The sequence below is a fragment of the Vibrio azureus genome, assembly GCF_002849855.1.
GTDB lineage: Bacteria > Pseudomonadota > Gammaproteobacteria > Enterobacterales > Vibrionaceae > Vibrio > Vibrio azureus.
Window position 1 is genome coordinate 1,842,042 of sequence record NZ_CP018616.1, and the last position, 21,752, is coordinate 1,863,793.

At 42.5% G+C, this 21,752-nt stretch carries 21 protein-coding genes, 4 tRNA genes and 1 other annotated feature; of the genes, 11 read left to right on the top strand and 14 right to left on the bottom strand.

The genetic code is table 11. From position 1 onward, the window contains the following. Positions 1-34 precede the first annotated feature (34 nt). Entirely contained in the window at positions 35-580 is a 546-nt protein-coding gene (locus tag BS333_RS08295; RefSeq protein ID WP_021709106.1) for an SF0329 family protein, read from the bottom strand. Between the two features lie 544 nt (positions 581-1,124). On the opposite strand from BS333_RS08295, the gene BS333_RS08300 reads away from it, so the two are divergent. From BS333_RS08300 to BS333_RS08310, 3 genes are read left to right on the top strand one after another with little or no spacing between them, the layout of a single operon-like run. Then, complete coding sequence (locus BS333_RS08300; protein WP_021709107.1) at positions 1,125-1,544, top strand: SRPBCC family protein; 420 nt, start codon at positions 1,125-1,127, stop codon at positions 1,542-1,544. Continuing rightward, positions 1,537-1,998 carry a MarR family winged helix-turn-helix transcriptional regulator gene (locus BS333_RS08305; RefSeq protein ID WP_021709108.1) on the top strand — a complete coding sequence of 154 codons (462 nt, stop codon included), beginning with the start codon at positions 1,537-1,539 and terminating at the stop codon, positions 1,996-1,998. The genes BS333_RS08300 and BS333_RS08305 overlap by 8 nt, the downstream gene beginning before the upstream one ends. Positions 1,999-2,036: 38 nt before the next feature. Beyond that, positions 2,037-2,543, top strand: a complete 507-nt coding sequence (locus BS333_RS08310) for an EVE domain-containing protein (RefSeq protein ID WP_021709109.1) — start codon at positions 2,037-2,039, stop codon at positions 2,541-2,543. A 444-nt stretch (positions 2,544-2,987) separates the two neighbouring features. On the opposite strand, the gene BS333_RS08320 is transcribed toward BS333_RS08310, so the two are convergent. The 9 genes from BS333_RS08320 to uvrY all read right to left on the bottom strand — a co-directional run bounded on the left by BS333_RS08320 (position 2,988) and on the right by uvrY (position 8,655). After that, positions 2,988-3,419, bottom strand: coding sequence for a GNAT family N-acetyltransferase (locus BS333_RS08320; RefSeq protein ID WP_021709111.1), 432 nt, complete (start codon positions 3,417-3,419; stop codon positions 2,988-2,990). A gap of 193 nt (positions 3,420-3,612) precedes the next feature. Continuing rightward, positions 3,613-4,158: a GNAT family N-acetyltransferase gene (locus BS333_RS08325; RefSeq protein WP_021709112.1), complete on the bottom strand. Its 546-nt coding sequence runs from the start codon at positions 4,156-4,158 to the stop codon at positions 3,613-3,615. Between the two features lie 556 nt (positions 4,159-4,714). Then, positions 4,715-4,790, bottom strand: a tRNA-Gly gene (locus BS333_RS08330). Positions 4,791-4,800: 10 nt separating this feature from the next. Then, a tRNA-Leu gene (locus tag BS333_RS08335) sits at positions 4,801-4,887 on the bottom strand. A 76-nt stretch (positions 4,888-4,963) separates the two neighbouring features. After that, positions 4,964-5,039: transfer RNA gene (locus BS333_RS08340), tRNA-Gly, on the bottom strand. Positions 5,040-5,043: 4 nt separating this feature from the next. Continuing rightward, positions 5,044-5,117 (bottom strand) — tRNA-Cys (locus BS333_RS08345). Positions 5,118-5,572: 455 nt separating this feature from the next. Further along, on the bottom strand, positions 5,573-6,130 hold the full coding sequence (gene pgsA, locus BS333_RS08350; RefSeq protein WP_021709113.1) for a CDP-diacylglycerol--glycerol-3-phosphate 3-phosphatidyltransferase: 558 nt from the start codon (positions 6,128-6,130) through the stop codon (positions 5,573-5,575). 46 nt (positions 6,131-6,176) lie between these two features. Beyond that, positions 6,177-8,009 (bottom strand): excinuclease ABC subunit UvrC, encoded by a 1,833-nt coding sequence (gene uvrC, locus BS333_RS08355; RefSeq protein WP_081638554.1) that lies wholly within the window; start codon positions 8,007-8,009, stop codon positions 6,177-6,179. 1 nt (position 8,010) lies between these two features. Then, a complete protein-coding gene (uvrY, locus tag BS333_RS08360; RefSeq protein ID WP_021709115.1) occupies positions 8,011-8,655 on the bottom strand; it encodes a UvrY/SirA/GacA family response regulator transcription factor in 645 nt (214 codons plus the stop codon). 652 nt (positions 8,656-9,307) lie between these two features. Between uvrY and BS333_RS08365 the strand changes: the two genes are divergently transcribed. Further along, entirely contained in the window at positions 9,308-11,671 is a 2,364-nt protein-coding gene (locus BS333_RS08365) for a DNA polymerase II (RefSeq protein WP_021709116.1), read from the top strand. Positions 11,672-11,691: 20 nt separating this feature from the next. On the opposite strand, the gene BS333_RS08370 is transcribed toward BS333_RS08365, so the two are convergent. Further along, positions 11,692-12,459, bottom strand: a complete 768-nt coding sequence (locus tag BS333_RS08370; RefSeq protein ID WP_021709117.1) for a nucleotidyltransferase domain-containing protein — start codon at positions 12,457-12,459, stop codon at positions 11,692-11,694. Positions 12,460-12,776: 317 nt separating this feature from the next. Between BS333_RS08370 and efpL the strand changes: the two genes are divergently transcribed. Beyond that, complete coding sequence (gene efpL, locus BS333_RS08375) at positions 12,777-13,343, top strand: elongation factor P-like protein EfpL (RefSeq protein WP_021709118.1); 567 nt, start codon at positions 12,777-12,779, stop codon at positions 13,341-13,343. Between the two features lie 2 nt (positions 13,344-13,345). Beyond that, positions 13,346-13,666, top strand: a complete 321-nt coding sequence (locus tag BS333_RS08380; protein ID WP_021709119.1) for an HI1450 family dsDNA-mimic protein — start codon at positions 13,346-13,348, stop codon at positions 13,664-13,666. 206 nt (positions 13,667-13,872) lie between these two features. On the opposite strand, the gene rluB is transcribed toward BS333_RS08380, so the two are convergent. The 3 genes from rluB to rnm all read right to left on the bottom strand — a co-directional run bounded on the left by rluB (position 13,873) and on the right by rnm (position 16,645). Continuing rightward, positions 13,873-14,811, bottom strand: a complete 939-nt coding sequence (gene rluB, locus BS333_RS08385; RefSeq protein ID WP_021709120.1) for a 23S rRNA pseudouridine(2605) synthase RluB — start codon at positions 14,809-14,811, stop codon at positions 13,873-13,875. 239 nt (positions 14,812-15,050) lie between these two features. Further along, the gene (locus BS333_RS08390) at positions 15,051-15,671 is read right to left on the bottom strand and encodes an L-threonylcarbamoyladenylate synthase (RefSeq protein WP_021709121.1); all 621 of its coding nucleotides are present in this window, start codon (positions 15,669-15,671) and stop codon (positions 15,051-15,053) included. Positions 15,672-15,766: 95 nt separating this feature from the next. Beyond that, positions 15,767-16,645 (bottom strand): RNase RNM, encoded by an 879-nt coding sequence (gene rnm, locus BS333_RS08395; RefSeq protein ID WP_021709122.1) that lies wholly within the window; start codon positions 16,643-16,645, stop codon positions 15,767-15,769. Positions 16,646-16,738: 93 nt separating this feature from the next. Between rnm and trpL2 the strand changes: the two genes are divergently transcribed. From trpL2 to trpCF, 5 genes are all read left to right on the top strand, one after another. Further along, a complete protein-coding gene (trpL2, locus tag BS333_RS08400) occupies positions 16,739-16,864 on the top strand; it encodes a tryptophan operon leader peptide (RefSeq protein WP_081638555.1) in 126 nt (41 codons plus the stop codon). Continuing rightward, positions 16,811-16,914: a sequence feature (Trp leader region), on the top strand. Its footprint overlaps the gene before it by 54 nt. A gap of 125 nt (positions 16,915-17,039) precedes the next feature. Beyond that, positions 17,040-18,617, top strand: a complete 1,578-nt coding sequence (locus tag BS333_RS08405) for an anthranilate synthase component 1 (protein ID WP_021709123.1) — start codon at positions 17,040-17,042, stop codon at positions 18,615-18,617. A gap of 21 nt (positions 18,618-18,638) precedes the next feature. Beyond that, positions 18,639-19,229 (top strand): aminodeoxychorismate/anthranilate synthase component II, encoded by a 591-nt coding sequence (locus BS333_RS08410; protein WP_021709124.1) that lies wholly within the window; start codon positions 18,639-18,641, stop codon positions 19,227-19,229. Between the two features lie 54 nt (positions 19,230-19,283). Then, on the top strand, positions 19,284-20,294 hold the full coding sequence (trpD, locus tag BS333_RS08415) for an anthranilate phosphoribosyltransferase (RefSeq protein WP_021709125.1): 1,011 nt from the start codon (positions 19,284-19,286) through the stop codon (positions 20,292-20,294). Positions 20,295-20,307: 13 nt separating this feature from the next. Beyond that, positions 20,308-21,747 (top strand): bifunctional indole-3-glycerol-phosphate synthase TrpC/phosphoribosylanthranilate isomerase TrpF, encoded by a 1,440-nt coding sequence (gene trpCF, locus BS333_RS08420; RefSeq protein WP_021709126.1) that lies wholly within the window; start codon positions 20,308-20,310, stop codon positions 21,745-21,747. Positions 21,748-21,752 lie beyond the last annotated feature (5 nt).

Below are 21,752 nucleotides of genomic sequence, written 5' to 3' on the forward strand. Positions count from 1 at the left end.
TATTGCAAACCTCCAATCAAGTTACCAAATTCACTCAGCCACTACAATCTTCAATTTTTGCAACAAGCCTCTCCGAAGGTGTCACTTGGATTTTCTTGTTAGCGGCCTCTGCTTGCATGCGAAATATAGCGAAATAGGCAACCATTGGATTAGAATCCTTTTGCATCTCCTTAACTTTGGCTATTCCAAGTTTTCTGTGAAGGACGCCAATAACTCTTAATAAAGGATGCTCAGACTTGATGCAATCGTGAGCTGAGATACTTAATGACTCAAAGCACATAATTTTAAAATCATAACTGCTGAACTCTCCAGCTTCATGCAGATTACCTTCAATTCTCTCTGAGTTGTTTACAGCCTTATGAGTTAGACAATCAGTAGGTGTGAGTTCGTGAAAGTATGCTCCTTGCTCCCACCACGAATCGCAATCAGTAAGACTTACTTCCTGCTTTCCATCAATTACAACCCAACTTCTAGCAATTTCATCCTGTCGCCTGTATGCGGTTGTAAAAATTTCGATTCTGCCTTTGATAGAGTCAGCGAAATTTTCTTCTATTTGTTTCTTCAGTTTTGACCATTTCATGAAATTTACTCTTGTCTTGGCAGCTAACATTCTTAATAACAGGCCGTCTCCTTTTTCTGACTGCCCGACTTTCGATTAATCTATCACAAGCCACTAAAAATTAAAGGAAATACATCGAGTCATGTACTCTATCCTTACATAGAAAACTCGCCTGCGTGTTATCCAAGATAAGAAAATTACAAACCTATTAATAAAAATAGTTTACAAAACCAACCATCGACAAAGCGAGACCAAACACTCAGTAAAACATGCCACTTTTCATAATCAAACAACCTTCAAGCTTAATAAATGTATAGATAGGCAGAAATGAAAGCAAAAACGGTAAGTAAATAATCCATAAAATTGATATTAGGTTTTGTAGGGCAAACGCACGCCCTCTAAAATGTGTAGAGTTTTAGCTCTGAACGATTTTGGGGCAAAAATAATTTGAATCATGAGCTTCATATATCACCTGCTCTTAAAATACCAACTAAAAATGGTTTACAACATTAGTAACCCAGTTTACCATAATTGTAAACTAGGTTACTATTGAGGTGAATTTATTGTGTGGATAAAAACAACAAGCTTGATCGTTAACGGATTAAGTGCGGATAAAGTTTGGAAAGTGTGGACTGATGTCAACCAATGGCATACCTGGCAAGATGATATTGAGTACGCAAAACTTGAAGGCGAATTTAAAGCAGAGACTGTATTAAAGTTTAAGCCTATAGGAGGACCAAAGATCAACATAGATCTAATAGAAGTTAAAGAGAACTCAATGTTCACAGACTTGACTAAGTTCCCTCTTGCAAGAATGTATGATTCTCACGAACTAGTAGAACACGGTAATCAATTGGAAATAAGATCAACACTAAAAATCGAAGGTCCACTATCTTGGTTATGGAAGAAACTGGTTGCTGAAAATGTAGCAAGTGGAATGGATAAGCAATTAGCTCGATTGGTTGAGAGGAGTCAAAATGTCTAACTCATCCCCTTTTAAGCATGACGCAGCAGATGACAGTATAGGTTTTTTAATTTGGAAAATGACTACGCTGTGGCAAAGAAAATTGATTTTAGTATTAAAAAGATTTGGAATTACTCAAACTCAATTTGCCATTCTAGCTTCATTAAAGTGGTTTCAAGATAAAGAAAAATTAGCTACTCAAACTAATTTAGTTGAGCACACCAAGATTGATAAAATGACACTATCGAAAGCAATTCGAAAGCTAGAGTTGAATGGTTTAGTCGAACGTTCCTCCTCAGTCCTTGATGCTCGAAATACTAATGTTCAATTAACAACTGAAGGAGAAAATTTAATCGTTAAAGCTATCTTTGCTGTTGAAAATACTGATGACGATTTTTTTTCTTGCTTAACCGAGAGTCAACTTAAACACTATAAATCCCTGACATCATTACTAATAAAAAGTAATACTTTATAAAATAGCAGCTCATATAAAAACATTGTATAGGAGGTACCTTGAAGAAATTTTGGTGTGGTGTTGTTTCTCGTGAGCACATTAAGTTAGGAGTAGCTGGAGGGTTTTGCCAAGTATGCCATGGTAAATCGGCCCCTTTGAATAGAATGTCAGTTGGTGACGGGATCGTTTTTTACTCACCCACGCTTGAATTCAAGGGTAAGGAAAAATGTCAGAAGTTTACAGCCATTGGTCAAGTTACAGGAGAAGGTAGCTATAAGTTTCAAATGACGCCAAACTTCGTTCCATACCGCAGAGATATTACATATATAAACGGCAAGGAAATAGCAATTCATCCAATGCTCGATCAGTTAGAATTTACCGCTGGCAATAGAAACTGGGGTTTTAAATTAAGGTCTGGTCACTTTGAGCTATCGCAGTACGATTTCCTTACTATAGGGCAGAGAATGTTGGGCCTTTCTACATTGACTGAGGTCTTTAACTTGTATGGTGGGACAGCATCAAATATTCCACATCAGGGTGAATTATGGAATGATCTAAACCTGTAAACCTAGACACCGAGCAAAGAGACAAATGATACAAAAACTCTCAAAAATCGGTGTTCATTACTCCTATTATATAAACACGATCCAGTTACTTCCTATAAAGCCTGTTGAGTAATTCATAGGAAGCAATTGGTGCAATCATTTGAGTTTTTGTGAGTACAGGTGTTAGATTAGAGCTAATAATTCAACCTAAGAAGTTCTTGGACATAAATGAGCTAGCAAAGATGCTAGCTTTTGAACTACAAGGCAATGTTAAGCAAATACCCGTAAGCGGTGACCATCTGGGTCTAATGCAACAAAGTTAATGCCATATACATAATGGGGTATAGTCGTGATCTCGCATGCGACACGCCTCTGGACAATTTTTATTTGCGAACATGCGGAAAAGCCCAAAGTTATTAGCTTTGGGCTTTTCTTCTAGCAAACTTGGTTCCGACAAACCGAGCTTTAAAGTGTCATATGCAGAATTGGAAAAGGTTTTCCCATATCATCAAGTGGCGAGCGAGAAACAACTTTGAAACCCATATGCTCGTAGAAGCCTACTGCCTGTGGATTTTGTTCGTTGACATCGACTTTGATTACGCTTAACTGCTCTATTGCGTATTGTAGTAGCAATTTACCAATTCCGTGACCTCTTGCCTCGTTTAGGATGAAAAGCATCTCAATCTTTGACTCGTGGATACCTACGAAACCTTGAATTGAACCGCTTTCATTTTTCACACATCTTAACGTAACAGCAGGAAAAGCCTGCTCAATGATAATTGGTTTAAAAAACTCAATATCTTCTTCTGTTATGAAGTCATGAGTTGCTCGGACTGAATTTTCCCAAACACTAAGCATTTCTGCGTAATTTTCAGGAAGCACATTTTCTACAATCATTGGATTTTCTCTAAGGTTGACTGAAATTCATGTGCAGCCGCGAGAAAGCATTTTACCGACAAATTATGTGGACGTCCATTTAGTATCGACGTTACTTTTGTTTAAGGAAAGAACAACAATTAGCACTCAGATGTATAGAAGGCTAACACAGAATGTGGCATTAGAGTATCTGCCCATCTTTCATTCCAATTTGTTATGCGTAATTTTTGACGCATTTTGTCATTGCTGTTTCTGAGACAGACAAACCGTCGATTCTATATTGATCTCTGAACTCTCCAACAACATTGAACCCTGCTTTTAGGTAGAGGTTCTTTGCTGGGAAATTATCTGATAATACACAAAGATCAAGCCAGTCAATTTCAGCTTTTTCTTGGCAAAAATTTATAACAGCATCAATGAGCCTTTGACCAAGACCTTGCTTCCGGCAAGAAACATCTACGCCCATACCAAGTAGAACTCGATGCGAACGGCTTTCATCACTGTGGTGGCGAAGATCAATATGACCTTTGATACTTCCAGAGGTGTCTTTTACAACCCAGAGTTTTCTCCAGCCTAAATCGCCAAACTGATGGGAAAAACCTTGGATGAACCTATCTTTTGTTGCTTCTGGAATTTCACTTTGCTCTCTGGACATTGGCTGGAAAAGAGGAACCTCACCATTACCATTTTCAAACAGCTGATTTTCAAGATACGCAAAGAATGAATCTAAATCCGATTTTTCTGCTTCTACAATTTCCATCTAATATTCTGTACTCCATCGATTACACATAACGCTTATTAGACGATAAATTGTCGTCTTTCATCCTTCAATAATGCAGCCTTTTTTATATTGGCTCAACTGATAATCAATAAGTTATGCCACATGAAGGGAAATGAGGCTGCAAGATTTCGCCTAATGACGAGAATGAACAGTTATCAACTCAATCGAATAAGTTTTAGTAGGGTAAACGCACGCCCTCTCAATTGTGTGAACATTTAACCTAAATGTTTTCGGGGCAACACTTATCCGGCTTGATGAGAGTCGACTAAAAACGCTTGAATCATTGTCTCTGGAGTCTTGATATACAACGTCTCTGGCTATTTTTGCGACAAAGTCATCAATCGTGGAGCCATAAACGAACACACTCTTTTCGGGTAACAGATTACTGAGAAAGACATAGAGTATTACAATAGAACTATGCTAACGGCACACGATAAGATAAACACGAAAAATACTTTTGAAGACCAGCAAAGTTTCTTTATTACGATAGCTGAAAATGAAAAAAGCCCTGACCAATTGGTCAGGGCTTCTTATCTGGAGCGACACACGAGGTTCGAACTCGTGACCTCAACCTTGGCAAGGTTGCGCTCTACCAACTGAGCTAGTGTCGCATGTTTGAGATGGTGCCCCGGGCCGGACTTGAACCGGCACAACGCGAACGTCGAGGGATTTTAAATCCCTTGTGTCTACCAATTCCACCACCAGGGCACACAAATTTCTTTGCGATGCCTTTACTAGAAAAGTAAAACACCATCTGATACCGCCGAAGCCATATCATTTAATCTGGAGCGACACACGAGGTTCGAACTCGTGACCTCAACCTTGGCAAGGTTGCGCTCTACCAACTGAGCTAGTGTCGCAAGATGGAGGCGCCTCCCGGAGTCGAACCGAGGTCCACGGATTTGCAATCCGCTGCATAGCCACTCTGCCAAGGCGCCTCAATGTAACCAAGCGATGCTTTAGTTACTTACCCTTTTGAGCTTATTGCTCTTGGGGACGGGATGCATTCTACTGATTCGAAGGGCTGAGTCAACACTATTTTTATTTTTTTAAAGCGTTTGAACACAAAACATCCAAAAAGCGTTAAATTGATTAGTTTCAATACAAAAAAAGACTCAAATATCCTTGTTTATCTTAAAAGGTGGGCTGTATGTGTAGCATAACTAAGCCTACTGCACCGCTACAAAGCCGTAGATGACCTTAAAAAAACGCGCAAAGTTACATTTCGCATAGCAAACCTTGATTTAAGTCACATTTAATAACTCATCCAAGCACCTAATGGCAAATATATACCCATGACGTTTTTGGAAACATAAAAAAGCAGGCTTGATGCCTGCTTCTATCATTCAGTTTGGTCTGTAGGTTACAAAATACCTACTTGAGGCACACTATGCTACTGATGCTCTTCACTCAGTAAGTCATTTTTTGCTGCCGCTAAATACTGCACCATAGACCAGTATGTTAAGAATGTTGCGATGTATAGTGAACCAAAGCCGATCCATACCATCCAATCATCATAACGCCAAATCAGTACCCACAAAGCAAACATTTGTGCCAGTGTCTTCACCTTACCTATCCACGAGACAGCCACACTAGCACGCTTGCCAATTTCAGCCATCCACTCTCTCAACGCGGAAATGATAATTTCTCGAGCAATCATCGTGACTGCAGGGATGGTTACCCAAATCGAGTGGTAATGCTCGGTAATAAGAATCAACGCTGTTGCGACTAGAACTTTATCCGCGACGGGGTCAATGAAAGCGCCAAAGCGAGAGGTCTGCCCAAGTTTGCGAGCTAGCATGCCATCGAGCCAATCAGTAAAGCCCGCAACCCAAAACACCATGGCTGAAGCAAAAGGTGCCCAAGAATAGGGTAAATAGAACACAACCACAAAGACTGGGATTAAGAACAGTCTCAGCAGAGATAGAATGTTAGGGATATTCAAGCGCATTTCATTATTCTCTTAAACATTACGTCATAATGTTGCGGGATTTTCTTTATTGTTTCAATGCTTGGAAAATAATTTCTGCCAAAGAGTGACTAATTCCTGGCACTTTGGCGATTTCTTCAACACTTGCACGCTTAAGTTCTTGAAGGCCTCCCATATATTTCAGCAAAGCTTGCCGACGTTTAGGCCCCACACCTTCAATCCCCTCTAGTACACTAGTACGTCGAGTTTTACCTCGCTTCGCTCTATGTCCTGCAATTGCGTGATTATGACTTTCATCACGAATATGCTGCATCAAGTGCAATGCAGGTGCATCACTGGGCAAATTGAACTCTTCACCATCAACCGTGATTAAAGTCTCCAAACCGGGCTTTCGGGTGACACCTTTTGCAATGCCCATCATAGTAGGCCGCTTAGGCCAATCCGTCCAATATTGTGAGATGATCTCGTGAGCTCGATTGAGTTGACCTTTCCCACCATCGATAAAAATAATGTCGGGTATTTTTTCTACTTCCAATTGCTTTGAATAGCGTTTTTCTAGAGCTTGGCCCATTGCTGCATAGTCATCCCCTCCTGTAATACCGGTAATGTTATATCGCCGATACTCTTGTTTAACAGGGCCTTCATTATTGAAAACTACACAAGAAGCAATGGTACTTTCTCCCATGGTATGTGAAATATCAAAACATTCCATTCGAGAAATAGTCTCTTTCCCTAGAAGCTCTCTCAACGCTTTAAAACGCTGATTAATCGTCATTTTATGATTAATTTTGGCGGTTATTGCGGTCAAAGCATTCGTGTTTGCCAACTTCAAGTAACGACCTCGTGTGCCAGTTGGGGATGTATGGAATTGAATCTTCCTTCCCGCTACATCACTCAAGGCTTGCTGTAGAGCTTGAATTTGATCACCAAATTCCCGGCTTAATATGATCCGGGTTGGGATGGTTCTCGCTTCATTGTGGCTAAGGTAATACTGGGTAAGAAAACTATCAAAAACCTCTTCAGAGTCTGTATTTCTTGGAATCTTGGGGAAATGGCTACGGCTACCAAGCACTTGTCCCTGACGAATCATGAGAATATGAATACAGGCGATGCCATTTTCTTGAGCAAAACCCAACACATCCATATCATCCATGCTGTCCTCGGAGACAAACTGTTGTTCTTGGACACGTCGAATCGCTTGGATCTGATCTCGAAATTTAGCCGCATCTTCGAAGCGCAACTGTTGGCTGGCTGACTCCATTTTAGTGATGAGTTGTTCTAACACTTGCTGGTCTTTACCTTGCAAGAATAAGCGCACAAGCTCCACTAATTCAGCATAATCTTGGTCAGAAATCAGCGAACTGACACACGGGCCTGCACAGCGACCAATTTGATACATTAAACACGGCCGAGTGCGATTTGAATAGACGGTATCTTCACACTGGCGAACTGGCAGAATTTTTTGTAATAAATGTAAGGTTTCTCGTACTGCTCTGGAGTCAGGATAAGGCCCAAAGTACTCGCCTTTACGTTTTTTAGCGCCACGATGCATGGATAAGCGCGGGTGTTTATGCGCACTGATAAAAATGTACGGATAAGACTTATCATCCCGAAGCAAGACATTGTACTTGGGCAAATATTGCTTGATGTAATTGTGCTCTAGAATCAGAGCTTCTGTTTCTGTGTGGGTAACCGTTACATCGATTTTAGCGATATGACTGACAAGCGCTCGCGTTTTTTCGCTATCAACTTTTTTTCTGAAGTAACTGGTAAGACGCTTTTGTAAATCTTTGGCTTTCCCAACATAAATAACAACAGCATCAGCGTTATACATCCTGTAAACGCCGGGCTGATGAGTTACTGTTTTGAGAAAAGAAGCCGAATCGAAAGGAGGATTCACGCTAGAGAGTCTCGGCGTCTAACATCCCATGGCGAATGGCTAAGTGCGTTAACTCAACATCACCATTAATCCCCAATTTGCTAAATAAACGGTAACGATAACTATTGACCGTCTTAGGGCTTAAATTAAGTTGCTCAGAAATGTCCGTTACTTTCTGACCTTTGGTAATCATCATCATGATCTGAAGCTCACGCTCTGAAAGATCCTTGAAGGGGTTTTCAGAAGATGATGAAAACTGACTCAACGCAATTTGCTGAGCAATTTCTGGCGAGATATAACGCTGACCACTATTCACAACTCGAATGGCGTTCACCATCTCATCTGGGCAAGCTCCTTTAGTCAGGTAGCCTGATGCTCCAGCTTGCATAACTTTAGTCGGAAAAGGATTTTCTGTATGTACCGTCAAAACAATAATTTTAACATCAGGGCTCATACGTAAAATCTTCTTGGTGGCTTCCAGTCCACCGATACCCGGCATATTCATATCCATTAAAATGACATCAGCATGATTATTGCGACACCATTTCACAGCTTCTTCACCGCTGTCAGCTACCCCTGCTACATTCATTCCACGGACGTCTTCAATGATACGTCTTATCCCTGTGCGAACCAGCTCGTGATCATCTACAAGGAAAACATTTATCAAACTTGTATCTCCACACTTAGTATTGGCCCGGTTTCCACATTGCAAACAACCAATGTGAATTTCGGTACGGGTGCCCATATAATAATACAATAGGCAAAAATTTGCTCACTATGAATATGTGCTGAAACACAAAGTTTAGCAAGAATTAATTCACAGTCTGAGCGTTTGATCATCTAGCAATAATGACCGTCTCCCAATAGATAGAAACTAACATTATAATCTCCTACAAATCAAGTAACTAAGTTTCATATTGCCTAGCAATGCACACTATAAATTGAAAGTGAGTACTTTATGCACAGTAAGAAGTTGCCAGAGCGTTAGGATTCTTGGATATAAGGCTGATTTGGTAAAACATTGAGTTTTGCGGAGCAATACTCTGAATAAAACAATCTCGTTTTGCTGCATTTTACTCGTCAGCTCATCGGTAGTTAATGATAGAATACATCAGATAGTTCCCCCAAAGGGTTCGCGATTCTCGTTTATGCTTTGTTATCATTCTATGCTTTGCTTAAAGTGTATACCCAAGTGACTTCAAGATGCTTGGGTATATTTTCTTAAAATAATTGAGTGACGTACATTCTTTCTCGCCTAAATGATATTACGTCGAACAAAATTTTACTGCGAAAGAGCAACAAATCTTAGGAGCTCTCTTTTGAATATCAACCAAGGCTTTCTACTGACTCGCCAAGCTAGAGACCTCAACGGCCAAACACAGATTGAGCTTTGGTTAGCCACAGACGATGGTCCGGCTCAGTTGCTTATTCAGGGTGAGAAGCCCGTATTTTTTATCGAACAATCTGCGCTTGAAAGAGTGAAACAATTAGCGCTCTCTCATAACGTCGCCACAGAGGTTCGCCCTCTTCCACTCAAAACCTTTGACCATTTACCATTGGCAGCTTGCTACACAAAAACATCAAAAGAATCATTAGCCTTACAAGATCTCCTCACACATAACGACCTCGTGCATTACGAAGGTGATATTCGTTTGGCCGATCGTTATCTGATGGAACGATTTATCAAAGGTGGCGTTGAATTTACTGGTATTGAAAAGAAGCAACACGGATTTACAAAAGTAAACAACGCCAAATGCCGCAGTGGTGATTACCAACCTAAACTGAACATCGTATCTCTGGACTTAGAATGTTCTGAAAAAGGGATCTTATATTCAATTGGTCTGGATAGCCCGATGGATTCTCGTGTCATCATGGTCGGTGAAGAAGAACCTTCTCACACTTGTATCCAATGGGTCAAAGATGAAAAAGCGTTGCTCAAGGCGTTAATTGATTGGTTCAAAAAATTCGACCCCGATGTGATCATTGGCTGGAATGTCATTGATTTTGACTTTCGTTTGCTGCATAAACGAGCGGAATGGCACAACATAAAATTGAGTATAGGTCGAGCAGACCAAGCCAGCTTCTTTCGCCTTTCAGCCCAAAGTCAGCAAGGTTTCATTTCAATCCCAGGCCGAGTTGTATTGGATGGTATCGATACACTCAAAACCGCCACCTATCATTTTCATTCTTGGTCACTAGAATCCGTCGCACAAGAGCTACTTGGGGAAGGGAAAGCCATCCAAAATGTTCATGATAGGATGGATGAAATCAACCGCATGTTTCGGTCCGACAAGCCTTCTCTTGCCAAATACAATCTTCAAGATTGCATTTTGGTTAATCGTATTTTTGCACACACTCATTTACTCGATTTTGCAATCGAACGTTCACGTTTAACTGGCGTTGAACTCGATCGTATCGGCGGCTCCGTAGCGGCGTTTACCAATCTGTATCTGCCCCAGATTCACCGAATTGGCTACATCGCCCCGAATTTACATCCTGAAAATTGGATCGCGAGCCCTGGCGGATATGTGATGGACTCCATCCCTAATCTTTATGACTCGGTGTTAGTTCTGGACTTTAAAAGCCTTTATCCTTCGATAATTCGCTCTTTCTTGATTGATCCAGTCGGGCTTGTAGAAGGCTTGCAACTTGAGATTGGTAATCAAAAAGATCAAGCAATACCGGGCTTTCGAGGTGGTCAGTTCGATCGTAACAAACATTTTTTGCCAGAAATGATCGAAAAACTATGGGCAGCTCGTGATGTCGCGAAAAAAAATAACGAAAAAGCATTTTCTCAAGCCATAAAGATCATCATGAACTCTTTTTATGGTGTGCTGGGGTCATCTGGGTGCCGATTCTTTGATACTCGGCTTGCTTCAAGTATTACCATGCGTGGCCATGAAATCATGAAACAAACCAAAGTCCTCATTGAAGAGCAAGGGTATCAAGTCATTTATGGTGATACTGATTCGACGTTTGTCTCACTTAATGGCACCTATAACCAAATTGAGGCCGATAAGATCGGGCACCAGTTGGTGGCCTATATCAACCAATGGTGGAACAAATTCCTTAGTGAAGAATATAACCTCACCTCGATTCTCGAATTAGAATATGAAACCCATTACCGGAAGTTTTTGATGCCGACCATCCGTGGTTCAGAAACCGGTTCTAAAAAGCGCTATGCCGGATTAATCGGCGAAGGTGCACAAGAAAAGTTGGTTTTTAAAGGTTTAGAGAGTGCTCGAACCGATTGGACCGCCTTAGCACAAACGTTTCAAAACACGCTCTACAATATGATTTTTCATGGTGAAGACCCAACCGACTACATACGTGAAACGGTAGAGAAAACCAATAGCGGTGAATTTGATCCGCAATTAGTCTATCGAAAGCGCCTGCGAAGAAAACTGCATGAATATCAGAAAAATATCCCACCACAAGTTAGAGCTGCTCGGTTGGCCGATGAAATCAATGCTAAATTAGGTCGCAAACTCCAATATCAAAATAAAGGTCGAATCGAGTATGTGATCACCTTGAATGGGCCAGAGCCATTAGAATATCTGCAAAGCTCAATCAACTATCAACATTATATTGATAAGCAATTAAAGCCGATCGCAGATGCTATATTACCGTTTGTTGGTCTGGATTTTGAGCGATTGTCAGCTCCGCAGTTAGGTTTATTTTAAAGTACCTATACTCAAGTGATTTAGCCGATTCGAAACTCGGTTTTTTGATATTGTTTCACCAGCCATTCGCCAAAGCTATCAATTAAACCAATCACAGAACGTTTAGGCACATGACGTCCAGAGAGTAAAATCTCGAGTCGCTCTATCTCAACTTGCTTCTCCGGATGATAGATTAAGAATATCTCGCCACACTCAACAGGATCATCAAACCAACGTTTATCACGGTACATCACCAACGAATAGGCGGCACGGAGCAATTTTTTAGCGATAATGGTTTGCGCAAAGACTAATGCATCAATACTTTGTGCTTGGGCAATTTTACCTCGGTATACGGTTAACCACTCTGCAACGTCCATATTCCAATGTTTGGCAATTTCCCAACTTGGCACATAGTCGCCAAAGCACTCAGCCAAGTTATCTCCATAAACACAATGAGTGCAATGTTTGAGTAAAAAACCCCATGTAAACAGGCTATCAAGATTCGCGACTTCCCTGACCGTTGCCGTTCGTATCGACACCCCTTTAACGTAGGGGTATCCTTGCTGGGCACGCCATTTGATGGTGTTAAGTAACGAGGCTCGATTGTTTTCAAAGCTTGATTTGGTCACCACAATAACGTCAAGATTAGACTTACCAACCACGGCCGTTTTGCGTGCAACACTACCATACACATAGACACTGTGCAGATTAGAGCCAAGCCCACTTTTTAAGTATCGCAGAATTTCTTGAATAAGAGGTTCAAATTCTGGCTGAAAAGGTTGTTGCGAATCGATGATAGAGAGAGGCATTAATTGGCAAAATCTCGATGGTTAAAATGCTGATTCATATGATCCATCACTACGAACAGGGAATCAAGCCTTTATAGCTAGGTTATCTAAAGTTAGCGTTATCTCAAGCTAGTATTAGCTCAAGTTAGTATTACTCTTAAATTAGCTTTTTCTCAAGCTAATGCTCTCTTTAGTTAAAGATATCTGAATACCCAAATCACCTCAACAACCGTTTCAACGAATCTTGACCGCTTGAGTATGGAATTTTAATGCCATACAACAAACTTAGCGCTATAATCATGCCGTTTTGCTTAATTCAGTGTAAATAGGAATAGACAATGCCAAAGGCAAGTGAAATCAAAAAAGGCTTCGCCATCGAATCTAATGGTAAAACGCTTTTAGTTAAAGACATCGAAGTGACAACTCCAGGCGGTCGTGGCGGTGCAAAAATCTATAAGATGCGTTGTACAGATTTAAACACGGGTTCTCGTGTAGACGAGCGCTTTAAGTCTGATGATGTAGTCGAAACCGTGGATATGAATAAACGTGCGGTTGTGTACTCATACGCTGATGGTGATGAGCATATCTTTATGGACAATGAAGACTACTCACAATACACGTTCAAGCACAACGAAATAGAAGATGACATGCTCTTCATCAACGAAGACACTCAAGGTATTCATATCATCTTAGTTAATGGTTCAGCGGTAGGCATTGAGCTACCCTCTTCTGTAGAACTTGTTATTGAAGAAACCGACCCTTCGATTAAGGGAGCCTCTGCTTCTGCACGTACCAAGCCAGCACGCTTTGCTTCCGGTTTAGTGATTCAAGTTCCTGAATACATCGCAACCGGTGATCGTGTTATCGTCAACACGACCGAACGCAAGTACATGAGCCGAGCATAGACATGTCTGACTTGATTTCTTACGATGATGTCATCGACGCCGCTTATGATATTTTTCTTGAGATGGCTCCTGATAATCTAGAACCTGCAGATGTCATTTTGTTTACAGCACAATTTGAAGACAGAGGTGCTGCAGAGCTTGTCGAAACCGGTGATGACTGGATTGAACACGTTGGCTTCGAGATCGATAAAGAAGTGTATGCCGAAGTGCGTATCGGTTTAGTTAATGAGGAAAACGACGTATTGGACGACGTTTTCGCTCGTATGCTGATCAGTCGTGACCCAGAGCATAAGTTCTGCCACATGCTTTGGAAACGTGACTAACCATTCCACAGCTTTTATCCCCAAGCCACCTTAAGGTGCTTGGGTATATTCAAAAAAAACACCAGCATAAGTCTGGTGTTTTTTATAGAAACAGTATCAGGTCACAACAAATACATCCGCCTCAAAGCCCCCACTAAGTTGGCAATGACGCTGAAAACAAAAAGGCTTGCCAATTTAAGCAAGCCTTGATTGTTTTATGCTATTGACTAGCGATGCTTGTTACGTGCACCTTGGTCACCAGCACTCTTCTTCGGCTTACGTCGAGAAGGGTTATTACTGCGACCTTTTGGGGTGCTCACTCGTTCTTCGTGGCGTTTCACTGCACGGCGAATCTTTTGGCTACGAGCACGTTCACGTTTGCGTGATGTGTTGTCTTTGTTTAGATCTAACATGGTTTCTTTTTCTGGACGTAGCTCAACCAACTCACGCAGGTAGTTAACTTCTTTGAGATCAAGCTCCATCCAGCCACCACGTGGTAGCTTCTTATCAAGGTAGATATCACCATAGCGAACACGCTTCAAGCGGCTCACTGTCGTATCTTGAGATTCCCACAAACGGCGAACTTCGCGGTTACGACCTTCATTAATAGCGACATAGAAGGTGTGATTCATACCTTCACCACCCGCATACACGACGTCTTCGAAGCGAGCCATGCCATCTTCGAGTTCAACACCACGTACTAGATTTTTTACCTTCTGCTCTGTCACTTCACCAAACACGCGAACGAGATATTCACGCTCAACTTGGCGACTTGGGTGCATTAAGCGGTTTGCCAGTTCACCATCGGTCGTGAATAACAACAAGCCTGATGTGTTCGCATCAAGACGACCTACAGAAATCCAACGTGAGCCACGAATTTTTGGCAAACGGTCGAAAACAGTGCGACGACCCTCAGGATCGTGACGAGTACAGAGTTCTCCTTCAGGCTTGTAATAAGCTAGAACTCGACAGATCACTTCTTCTTGTGCTTTTGCTGACACAATGTGACCATCGATACGGACAACGCTGTTCTCATCTTCTAGTCTTTCACCAAGTTTAGCTACGATTCCATTCACGCTAACGCGGCAGGATTTAATCAACGATTCAATTTCACGACGAGAACCGTGTCCAGCACGTGCTAATACTTTTTGTAACTTTTCGCTCATTTATTTACCTATGTGTCGTCTTCACAGACGTCGAGACCTTCAGCGGTCTTCATTATGCAAACTACCCGGCTATCGGGATTTTCGGCCGGGTATTATACGGGATTATCTCTTTTAATGTAAGACAAATTCTTACTGTTGTCGCCTTGATGAACATCACCGACATGATTTTTAGTCAAAATCTGTTTAACGGAATATAAACGGGGACTACAGACGCTTCACCCAGGAGCCGCACACCCGCCTTATTCAAATGGTGATGGATCTCCTGCCCCCAAACGAGCGATGACCGCTTCACCTTCACTAAAATCAATCACAGTCGTTGGCTGCTCTCCCAAATAGCCGCCATTTAGAATGACATCGACTGCATGCTCCAATTTGTCACGAATTTCTTCTGGATCGTGTTCTGTACTATCACACCCCGGAAGAATCAAAGACGTAGACATCATTGGTTCACCGAGCGCTTCCAGCAGATCCAGTGCAATACGGTTATCAGGCACACGAATGCCAATGGTCTTACGCTTGGCATTCATTAAACGGCGCGGCACCTCTTTAGTCCCTTTAAAAATAAAGGTATAAGGGCCCGGCGTATGACTTTTTAATAAGCGAAATGCCGTATTGTCCACTCGTGCATAAAGGGACAGTTCCGATAGGTCACGGCATAATAAAGTAAAATTATGTTTATCATCGAGACGTCGAATCTGACAAATTCGCTCAAGTGCTTGTTTATTCTCTAATTGACAACCCAATGCATACCCAGAATCGGTCGGGTATACCACCACTCCGCCATTACGGACGATTGCCACTGCTTGATTAATCAAGCGAGCCTGCGGGTTTTCAGGGTGTACATAAAAAAACTGGCTCATTGTTATTCCTCGTTATCGAACCTCTCGGCTCTATATCCAATTATGATGGTGCTTGATTGAGAGCACCTTGAGGTTACTTGGGTACATATTAAATATTATGGTGTCTCAAGCCCGCCGTCTTGCTCAACAATCGGCAAAGGTTCAATTCCCCAATCTTTCCAAACTGGCTCTACCCCTGCAGGTAACCAGAGGTTTCTACCTAGCTCCATCCAAGGTGAAGGATAGTGAAAGTCACTCCCTTGTGAAGCCAGTAATTCGTATTGTATCGCATAGTCTGCTAAGTTGCGCCTTTCTTGTGGCGCTTGCTGAGGCTGAGCAACTTCCATTGCATCACCACCTGCTTCAACAAAAGCACTTAATAACCGTTTGACCCATTTTGCTGTTAATTGGTATCGCCCTGGGTGAGCAAGTACCGCTTGTCCACCTGCAGCATGAATGACATCAACCGCATCTCTCATTGAGCACCAATTAGGTGGTACATAGCCAGGATTGGAACGCGTCAGGTATTTTTTAAACACCATCTGCATGTTTTTTGCGTAACCATTGTCTACCAACCACTTTGCAAAGTGTGCACGGGTAATAGGAGCATCACCAGCAATTTGCTGAACTTCTTCTAATACACCGTCACGAGTGGCTTTTTGCAAACGCTCTGCGATTAATTCAGCTCGTGATACACGGTGTGTTTTTTGTTGTTGAATCAGATCCATCAATGCCGAGTTTTCTGGATCTATATTCAAACCTACAATGTGGATATCTTTGTTCTGCCACACGGTCGATATTTCAATACCGTTAATGATCTTTATGGCCAAATTATTCTCTTGAACATACTGCTTGGCTATGGCTAAACCGTCAGTAGTGTCATGGTCGGTAATCGCCAAAACATCGAGATCAAAGCTTAAGGCCCTATCTACTAGATCTTGCGGTGATAAACGACCATCAGATGCTGTAGTGTGACTGTGTAAATCAATTCTCATATTTTTGTCGCTTTAATTCTGTTTTGGGGTTGACTTTTGAACGCCGCACTAGTTAACTAGTACACAAATACAAATCACGATTCAAGGTTCACTATGTTACAAGAATTTGCCTTAAACCAGAATGCAAAAATAAAAGTTCATGATAATAAAATGAACTCAACGCATATTGCATGGTGGCGCGTTTGGACAAGTTCTTGGCGGGCTAATGTGTACTTCTAATTAACAGAATGAAACGTCACAAAGCCCGCATCCCCAGCGGGCTTTTTGTTTTGCCATCGACTTCACAACCAATCGCCTAAACATTGGTCAAATAAACAAAAAACTTAATTGGGTGGCGGTTATCTTTGTGCGAGTATGTATGGCAGGAAGATGTAAATAGCAATAAGGAGGTCTTGTGAATAAGGCCATTACAATAAAAAAACTTGGTCAACTTGAAGTGCTAAAGACTTCCGTCCCTTATACTCAAGATCCGACCCGATTGTTCCATACTCTATGTGAACATAAAAAAGACAGTTTGCTGCTAGAATCCGCTGAAATTGATTCTAAGCAAGATTTAAAATCACTTCTCGTCGTTGATTCAGCCGTACGTATCGTTTGTCATGGCAATACGGTAAGCATGCATGCATTAACGAACAACGGTAAAAGCCTACTTGCACATTTAATACAAAATGTTCATGCTGACGTTAACGCTGAGTTTGATGGTGAAACACTCACATTAACTTTTACTCAGCCTGACGACACACTCGATGAAGACTCTCGACTGCGTGAAGCTTCATCCTTTGACGCACTTCGTTTAGTGCAGCAGAGCTTCGACATTTCAACACAAGACAAGCACGCTATTTTCCTTGGAGGCTTATTCGCCTACGATTTAGTCGCTAACTTCGAACCATTAGGCCAAGCCGAAGTTACGAACCAGTGCCCCGATTATGTCTTTTACGTCGCAGAAACACTTCTTATCATCGATCACCAGACCGAATCTTGTCAGCTACAAGCAACTTTATTTGTTGACGACTCAGAAAAAGCCGTAATAGAAGCTCGTGTCACTGAAATTAAAGCCCATTGTTCAACCCCAAAAAATCTGCCAAGTGCTGAGCAAATCACCAGTGTAAATGTTCAACCTAGCGTATCTGATGCTGACTTCTGCCAAATAGTACGTGATTTGAAACAATACGTGGTAAGAGGTGACATCTTTCAGGTCGTACCTTCTCGCCGTTTCACTCTTCCATGCCCTTCTCCACTCGCCGCTTATAAAGAGCTGAAGCAGAGTAATCCAAGCCCTTACATGTTTTATATGCAAGACGAGCTTTTCACTTTATTTGGTGCTTCACCTGAAAGCGCATTGAAATACGAAACCGATACTAATCAAGTCGAAATCTACCCAATTGCAGGGACTCGTCGTCGTGGAAAAAGACCAAACGGTGAAATCGACTTTGATTTAGATAGCCGCATTGAGCTGGAATTGCGTAGCGACACAAAAGAAAATGCAGAGCACATGATGCTCGTCGATCTCGCCCGTAACGATGTTGCTCGTATTGCACAAGCTGGTACTCGCTATGTTGCGGACCTATTAAAAGTCGACCGCTATAGCCATGTCATGCACTTGGTATCTCGAGTCGTCGGTCAGCTTCGTGAAGATCTAGACGCTCTGCACGCCTACCAAGCTTGTATGAATATGGGCACACTGACAGGAGCACCAAAGATTCGAGCTATGCAATTGATTCGAGACGTCGAAGGTGCTCGTCGTGGCAGTTATGGTGGGGCCGTTGGCTACCTAACCGGTGAAGGGACACTCGACACATGCATCGTGATCCGTTCCGCTTACGTTGAAGATGGGGTTGCGCAAGTGCAAGCTGGGGCAGGCGTGGTATTTGACTCGGACCCTCAAGCAGAAGCAGACGAAACGCGTGGTAAAGCTCAAGCGGTCATTTCTGCGATTCAAGCCGCCCATAAAGCACAGCCACCCATAAAGTAAAATAAGGAATAGGACTCAAAGATGGCTAATATTGTTTTTATCGATAACTTTGACTCATTCACCTATAACTTGGTGGATCAATTCCGTTCACTGGGTCATTGCGTAAAAATTTACCGTAATAACATTCCAGCTCAATCGATTGAACAAGCGGTTAACGAGCTGGAAAATCCCGTGGTCCTGCTATCGCCAGGTCCTGGAGCCCCTTCAGAAGCAGGGTCAATGCCAGAACTGATCCAACGTTTAAAAAGTAAAGTACCGATGATCGGCATTTGTCTTGGTCATCAAGCTATTGTAGAAGCCTACGGCGGTACCGTTGCTGGTGCAGGGGAAATTATTCACGGTAAGGTTTCTATGATGGAACACCAAAACCACGCGATTTATCAAAACCTACCCTCACCTCTTGCGATCGCACGTTACCACTCTTTAGTGGCGACAGAAGTTCCTCAAGGCTTAGCCATCACAGCAGAAGTTGATGACCTGGTGATGTCGGTTGTACATGAAGAAGATAAAGTGTGTGGATTTCAATTTCATCCAGAGTCCATTATGACAACCTACGGTGCCACTCTGTTAACTAACGCTATTGAATGGGCCCTCGAAACAAAGGCAGCATAAGTAACGCAACCCCATTAAGGTCAATAGGCAGATAAGAAATTTAGGAGAGTAAATATGGAAGCAATCATCAGCCCGATTATGGCGAAACTTTATGAGCAAACTTCTCTGACTCAAGAAGAAAGCCAACAACTGTTCGACATCATAATCCGTGGTGAACTCGACCCTATCTTGATGGCATCGGCACTCACAGCACTAAAACTCAAAGGCGAAACCCCTGATGAAATCGCAGGTGCCGCAAAAGCACTACTGGCAAACGCAAATCCCTTCCCGCGCCCAGATTACGACTTCGCTGATATTGTTGGTACAGGTGGCGATGGTCATAACACTATCAATATCTCAACCACAGCGGCTTTTGTGGCTGCAGCATGTGGCCTCAAAGTCGCCAAACACGGTAACCGAAGCGTCTCAAGCAAATCCGGATCTTCTGATCTACTTGACTCTTTCGGAATCAACTTAGCGATGAGCGCAGAAGACACACGCAAAGCAGTAGACGACATTGGTGTTGCTTTCTTATTTGCACCGCAATATCACGGCGGTGTTCGCCACGCAATGCCAGTGCGTCAAACCATGAAAACACGCACGCTATTCAACATTCTCGGCCCTCTAATTAATCCGGCTCGACCAAACATCGAGTTAATGGGTGTCTACAGTGAAGAGTTGGTTCGCCCTATCGCTGAAACCATGTTACAAATGGGTATGAAGCGTGCTGCCGTTATCCATGGAAGCGGCTTAGATGAAGTGGCTATTCATGGCTCAACGACAGTAGCAGAGATCAAAGATGGTAAGATCACAGAATACAAACTCACACCAGCAGATTTTGGCCTTGAGCAGCACCCTTTAGAAGCCATTAAAGGTGGGCTTCCTGAAGAAAATAAAGCCATCACCACCGATATTCTGACGGGTAAAGGAAGCGCAGCACAATTGGGGGCTGTAGCGGTTAACGTTGCTCTGCTGATGCGCCTGTTCGGCCATGAAGATTTAAAAGCTAATGCACAAAAAGCGATTGATGCAATGAATTCAGGTAAAGCCTATCAATTGGTTCAACAACTTGCTGCTCACGCTTAAGGAATGATGAAAAATGACGGATTTCAATACTCAGCAATCAGGCAATTTATCTGAACACGTATCCAAACAAGACGCACAAATGGCAGAAGTATTAGCGAAAATTGTGCGTGATAAATACCAGTGGGTAGCGGAGCGCAAAATTTCCCAGCCACTGAGCACGTTTCAATCAGATTTGCTGCCATCTGATCGCAGTTTTTATGATGCTCTAGGCAAACAAAAAACCGTCTTTATTACTGAATGTAAAAAAGCTTCGCCATCCAAAGGGTTGATTCGTGATGATTTTGACCTAGATTATATTGCTTCAGTTTACAATAATCATGCAGATGCGATTTCAGTTCTCACTGACGAGAAGTATTTTCAAGGCAACTTTGACTTTCTTCCGCAAGTCCGTGGACAAGTACAGCAGCCGGTGTTGTGTAAAGACTTTATGGTTGATACCTACCAAGTCTATCTGGCGCGCCATTACAGTGCTGACGCGGTGCTGTTGATGCTGTCTGTACTCAATGACGAAGAATACAAAGCGTTAGAAGCAGCAGCACACAGTCTTAACATGGGCATTTTAACCGAAGTCAGCAACGAAGAAGAGCTTCATCGTGCGGTTAAACTCGGTGCACGTGTGATTGGAATCAATAACCGCAATTTGCGTGACCTCAGTACTGACTTGAATCGTACTAAGGCACTTGCACCTATGCTTCGCCAACTTGCCCCTAATGCGACGGTAATATCCGAATCCGGCATTTATACCCACCAGCAAGTTCGTGATTTAGCGGAATTCGCAGACGGTTTTTTGATCGGCAGCTCGTTGATGGCAGCAGACAACTTAGAATTAGCAGTCCGTAAAGTCACTTTAGGCGAAAACAAGGTTTGTGGTCTTACTCACCCTGATGATGCCGCAAAAGCCTACCAAGCAGGCGCGGTATTTGGTGGCCTGATCTTTGTCGAACAATCAAAGCGTGCTGTTAACTTTGAGCAGGCTCGGCTCACCATGAGCGGCGCTCCTCTTCAGTATGTTGGTGTCTTCCAAGATCACGACATTGATTACGTGGCTTCGATCGTCACTTCACTTGGTCTAAAAGCCGTGCAATTGCATGGTCACGAAGATCAAAATTACGTGAACCAATTGAAAGCAGAACTGCCAGTGGGAATTGAGATCTGGAAAGCTTATGGTGTCGTTGATTCACAACCCAATTTGCTTTCTAATCACATTGATCGTCATCTTCTCGACGCTCAAGTAGGTAACCAAACTGGCGGTACTGGCCAAGTGTTCGATTGGGCACTGATAGGCGATCCAAGCCAAATTATGCTCGCTGGTGGATTATCACCACAAAATGCGCAACGTGCGGCAAAACTGGGCTGCTTGGGATTAGATTTAAACTCTGGCGTAGAAGCCGCACCGGGTAAAAAAGATTCACAGAAGTTGCAATCTGCATTTGATGCCATTCGCAACTACTAAAGCTT

Bases quoted from the DNA above. Each gene is read 5' to 3' on its own strand.
- BS333_RS08295 (WP_021709106.1), bottom strand. From the start codon at position 580: ATGAAATGGTCAAAACTGAAGAAACAAATAGAAGAAAATTTCGCTGAC.
- BS333_RS08305 (WP_021709108.1), top strand. From the start codon at position 1,537: ATGTCTAACTCATCCCCTTTTAAGCATGACGCAGCAGATGACAGTATA.
- BS333_RS08320 (WP_021709111.1), bottom strand. From the start codon at position 3,419: ATGATTGTAGAAAATGTGCTTCCTGAAAATTACGCAGAAATGCTTAGT.
- BS333_RS08325 (WP_021709112.1), bottom strand. From the start codon at position 4,158: ATGGAAATTGTAGAAGCAGAAAAATCGGATTTAGATTCATTCTTTGCG.
- pgsA (WP_021709113.1), bottom strand. From the start codon at position 6,130: ATGCGCTTGAATATCCCTAACATTCTATCTCTGCTGAGACTGTTCTTA.
- BS333_RS08370 (WP_021709117.1), bottom strand. From the start codon at position 12,459: ATGCCTCTCTCTATCATCGATTCGCAACAACCTTTTCAGCCAGAATTT.
- efpL (WP_021709118.1), top strand. From the start codon at position 12,777: ATGCCAAAGGCAAGTGAAATCAAAAAAGGCTTCGCCATCGAATCTAAT.
- BS333_RS08380 (WP_021709119.1), top strand. From the start codon at position 13,346: ATGTCTGACTTGATTTCTTACGATGATGTCATCGACGCCGCTTATGAT.
- rluB (WP_021709120.1), bottom strand. From the start codon at position 14,811: ATGAGCGAAAAGTTACAAAAAGTATTAGCACGTGCTGGACACGGTTCT.
- BS333_RS08390 (WP_021709121.1), bottom strand. From the start codon at position 15,671: ATGAGCCAGTTTTTTTATGTACACCCTGAAAACCCGCAGGCTCGCTTG.
- rnm (WP_021709122.1), bottom strand. From the start codon at position 16,645: ATGAGAATTGATTTACACAGTCACACTACAGCATCTGATGGTCGTTTA.
- trpL2 (WP_081638555.1), top strand. From the start codon at position 16,739: ATGTTACAAGAATTTGCCTTAAACCAGAATGCAAAAATAAAAGTTCAT.
- BS333_RS08410 (WP_021709124.1), top strand. From the start codon at position 18,639: ATGGCTAATATTGTTTTTATCGATAACTTTGACTCATTCACCTATAAC.
- trpD (WP_021709125.1), top strand. From the start codon at position 19,284: ATGGAAGCAATCATCAGCCCGATTATGGCGAAACTTTATGAGCAAACT.
- trpCF (WP_021709126.1), top strand. From the start codon at position 20,308: ATGACGGATTTCAATACTCAGCAATCAGGCAATTTATCTGAACACGTA.